Origin of the sequence: Rhodococcus sp. O3, assembly GCF_048897285.1 — a bacterium.
In the GTDB taxonomy this organism is placed as follows: domain Bacteria; phylum Actinomycetota; class Actinomycetes; order Mycobacteriales; family Mycobacteriaceae; genus Rhodococcus.
Genome location: NZ_JBMBTE010000242.1, coordinates 1 through 3,709, shown reverse-complemented (window position 1 = coordinate 3,709; position 3,709 = coordinate 1). Strand labels below are relative to the sequence as shown.

Genomic DNA, 3,709 nt, shown 5'->3' with positions numbered 1-3,709 from the left:
GCCGCCGACCACCCCGACGTGGTGAACCAGGCGATCGAGAAGGCCGGCGACCTCGCGGACGACAAGACCGGTGGCAAGTTCTCCGGCCAGGTCGATGCTGCCGAGAACGCCGCGAAGAACGCCCTCGGCACTGCCTGATCCGACAGGCTCGCGCGCCGGAATCGACCGGCGCGCGTGAGTCGCGCAGCTGTCGGACACGCGCACACGTACGAACGGGCGCGTGTGTCCGCTAGCTGCGCGAACACCCCGAATCCGGCCTCCTGACCGAAACCACCGACCGTCATCGCCGCGCGCGGCAGAGCAGAATCGTTGCCGTGAACGGGACCTGGATACTCCTCGTCGTCATCGCGGCGATCGCCGTCACCGGACTGGCAGCCCGGCGCAATCTGCAGGCGCCGCTGGTGCTCGTCGCGATCGGTGCGGCCGCGTCGTTCATCCCCGGACTGCCCCGGCTGGAACTGCAACCCGACGTGATTCTCGGTGTCGTGCTTCCGCCGCTGTTGTATTCGGCGGCGCTGCGGTTCTCCGTTCCCACCTTCCGGCGCTACCTGTCGCCGATCCTGCGACTCGGCATCGTCACCGTCCTCGCGACCGCCTTCGCGGTCGCGTTCTTCGCGGAATGGCTCGTCCCGCAGCTGACGTTCGGCGCTGCGCTCGTGCTCGGCGCGGTCGTCGCCCCCACCGACGCGGTCAGTGCCGTCGCGGTCGGGCAGAAACTCGGACTGCCGAAACGGGTCATCGCGGTGCTCACCGGAGAAGGACTCGTCAACGACGCGACCGCCCTGACCCTGTTCACGGTCGCGGTGTCGACGGTCGCCGGCACCCGGGTGTTCTTCGACTCTCCGGTCATGTTCTTCGGCTACGAGGTGGCCGGCGGTGTCGCCGTCGGGCTCGTGCTCGCGGTGGTCGTGCATCAGGTTCGGCTCCGCATGTACCATTCGCCACTGGAAACGTCTCTGGGACTGGTACTTCCGTTCACCGCCTATCTCGCGGCCGAGGAGATCCACGCGTCCGGGGTGCTCGCCGTGGTCGCCGCCGGCCTGTACATGGGGCACCGCGCCACCGACGCGTCGGTGAACACGCGGATCCAGGAACGCTACGTGTGGGAGAGCCTCGATCTCCTGCTCGAGATGTTCGTCTTCGCGTACATGGGATTGCAGCTGAAGTTCGTGCTCGAGGATGTGACCAACCACGGCTACGACGTCGCTCTCGCGTTGCTGTACGCGCTCGCGGTGCTCGTCGTGGTCATGGCGGTGCGACCCGCGTGGGGCCTGCTGAACTGGGGACGCCGCCGCATCACCCGCGACATCGGGCTGGTCCGGCTGGGCCGCGACCGGTTGAGTTTCCGCGAACACCTGGTCGTTTCGTGGGCGGGAATGCGCGGGGTGGTGACCCTCGCTGCCGCCGGTGGTATCCCGTTCGTGCTCGAGTCCGGCGAACCGTTCCCGGGTCGCGACATCATCCACCTCATCGCGCTGGTCGTCGCCGTCGGAACCCTGCTCATCCAGGGCGCGACCATGCCCGCCCTGATCCGCAGGCTCGACGTGCACGACCCGTACGAGCGGCTCCGCACCGAGGAGCAGCGTGCCCTCGCCCGATCCATCGTCGAAACCGCCGCCCACGGCGAACTCCGGAACCTCGCGGAGCACCCGCCGTCGGGGTTCGACGCCGAGTCCGTGCGCCGCATCCTCGAACGGGTGCGCCGATCCATCCAGGCCCGCGTCGAGGCCCAGGCCGCCGAATCGGAGAACGAGGACGACCGCAACCTCGACGCGAGCGCACTGTTCGACGAATTCCGGCGCTCGATCCTGCGCGCCCAGCGCACCGCCCTGATCGCCGCGCGCGACGAGGGAACGCTGGACGACGAAACCCTCCGCGTCGAACTCGAAAGCCTCGACGTCGAGGAGGCCGCCGCGGAGGAACGGATCGATCGCCGCGGCCGGACGTGACCTGTCCGGCAGAAATCGGGTAGTGCACTACGCGTGTGTCCCGGACGTCGCCGGAAGACGCTGGGAACATGCGAAATACGGGGGCGACGAGTGGGCGGCGCGGAGCGGCTGCCGCGATCGGCATGGGTCTGGTTGCGCTCGGTCTCGTGTTCCTCGGGGCGACCCGTGCGGGAGCGCAAGACCCGTCGGACCCGGATTCGGGTTCGTGCTGCGACGTGATCGTGTCGACCACGACGGTGACCGAGACGGTGTACGTGCCCACGACGGTGTACGAGACCGCGACGGTGTACGAGACGGTGTACGAGACGAGGACCGAAACCGTCACCGAGACAGTAGAAGTGGGCGGGACTGCGACCGAAACCATCGCCGAGACCGTGACGGAGAACCGGGCGCAGCCACCGGGCACGGTCACCGAAACGGTGACGGTATCGGCCGGATCGCCGGTCACCGTGGCCGCACCGCCGGACCCGCCCACCCCCGCGACCCAGCCTCCCGCTCCCAAGAGCACGCCCACGGTAGCGCTGACCGGACTCGGCGCCGGGGTAGGAGCACTCGCCGCGGCGGTGCTCGTCACGCGACTTCGACGGCCGGGTGAACGCCGGACTCGGCACAGGACTCCGGAGGTACGCGCGGTCGCCCGTCCCGACCGGAATCCGCGGACCACGGTCGAGGACCGGGCAGGCCCGGCGGTCGGGATCGATTTCCGTTCCCACCCGTGGGACATCCGGACGACAGGAGACAGCCCATGACCGATCCGAACGCGATCACCGCGCGCACCGTGTTGCTGCCGGGCGTCCCTCCCGACCGGTCGGCCGCGGCGGTAGCCGACGTCCTCGGCCGGCTGGGCGCGGTCCGTGCCGCGGTGCGGGCGTTGAACGCGATCACCCCGGATGTGCTCACCGCCGTCGACGTGGAGGTGGCCGCCGCGATCGCCGACTTGCTCGAGGTCGGCCTCGACGACCTGTTCGCGCAGGGGTGGCAGCGCTACCGGCGGTTGCGCGACGCAGCCACCACATCCCTCACCGGCACGAAACAGTTTGTGCCGCTGGACAGCACGCGGATCACGGCGAACCAGCATCCGTCCGTCGAACTGAGCCTCGACGGCGTGCTCGTCGGTCGCGTCGACCTCGACCTGACCGCCGAATACGATCTCCACGGTGTCGTCGCGGTCGTCGAATCCGGGGCGCTGACCGCCCTGCGCTTCGGGGAGTGCGATGTGACCGTCACGTTCGCGGTGCGGCCGGTGGGCACCGTGCTGCAGCGTCGAAGGACCTTCTCGGTGGGAGCGCTGGCGCCGATGAGGGAACCGGTGCCGCTCGTCGGTTCCGCGCGGGCACGACCCGCCTGACGCGTTGCCGCGGTCCGCGGCGTCCGGCGTCACGGGGCATGTTTCCCGATCCCCACTTCGGCGCACCTGTCGCCCAATCGCCGCCCTCGCCCCCTTCCTTCCGAGCGAATGTACCGCTCGTCTCCTTCAACCGACTGAGCGATACATTCGCTCGGAAAAGAAGGATCGGGAGACACGCCCTAGGTTTGTATGCATGATCGCGACCGACGTGTTCGAACATCCACGACCGCAGCGCCCGGCCCGGTGGGGTGAGCAGTGACCGGCACTGTCGTCGTCGCGCTCGTCGTGGTGGCCGCGATCCTCGCCGGCGGTATCGCCGCGGTGTGGGCACGGACCCGTCGCGTCGTCACCACCCCCGCCGAACGTGCCGTGCACGCGACACTGCACACCGCCTCGCTCGCCGCGCGACCGC

General features: G+C 69.5%; 4 protein-coding genes and 1 pseudogene. All 5 read left to right on the top strand.

Going from position 1 to position 3,709, the window contains the following annotated elements:
• A partial coding sequence (locus ACN675_RS28335) for an antitoxin (protein ID WP_420753984.1) occupies window positions 1-138 on the top strand: 138 nt, incomplete at its 5' end.
• 176 nt (window positions 139-314) lie between these two features.
• The gene (locus ACN675_RS28330) at window positions 315-1,949 is read left to right on the top strand and encodes a Na+/H+ antiporter (RefSeq protein WP_420753983.1); all 1,635 of its coding nucleotides are present in this window, start codon (window positions 315-317) and stop codon (window positions 1,947-1,949) included.
• 68 nt (window positions 1,950-2,017) lie between these two features.
• Window positions 2,018-2,698 carry a hypothetical protein gene (locus ACN675_RS28325; protein ID WP_420753982.1) on the top strand — a complete coding sequence of 227 codons (681 nt, stop codon included), beginning with the start codon at window positions 2,018-2,020 and terminating at the stop codon, window positions 2,696-2,698.
• Window positions 2,695-3,297 (top strand): hypothetical protein, encoded by a 603-nt coding sequence (locus ACN675_RS28320; protein ID WP_420753981.1) that lies wholly within the window; start codon window positions 2,695-2,697, stop codon window positions 3,295-3,297. Before ACN675_RS28325 ends, ACN675_RS28320 begins: the two co-directional genes overlap by 4 nt.
• Before the next feature lie 255 nt (window positions 3,298-3,552).
• A pseudogene (locus tag ACN675_RS28315) lies at window positions 3,553-3,709 on the top strand (sensor histidine kinase); the annotation flags it as partial.

Excerpts from the sequence above, each read along its gene's own strand:
- ACN675_RS28325 (WP_420753982.1), top strand. The coding sequence starts at position 2,018 with ATGCGAAATACGGGGGCGACGAGTGGGCGGCGCGGAGCGGCTGCCGCG.
- ACN675_RS28320 (WP_420753981.1), top strand. The coding sequence starts at position 2,695 with ATGACCGATCCGAACGCGATCACCGCGCGCACCGTGTTGCTGCCGGGC.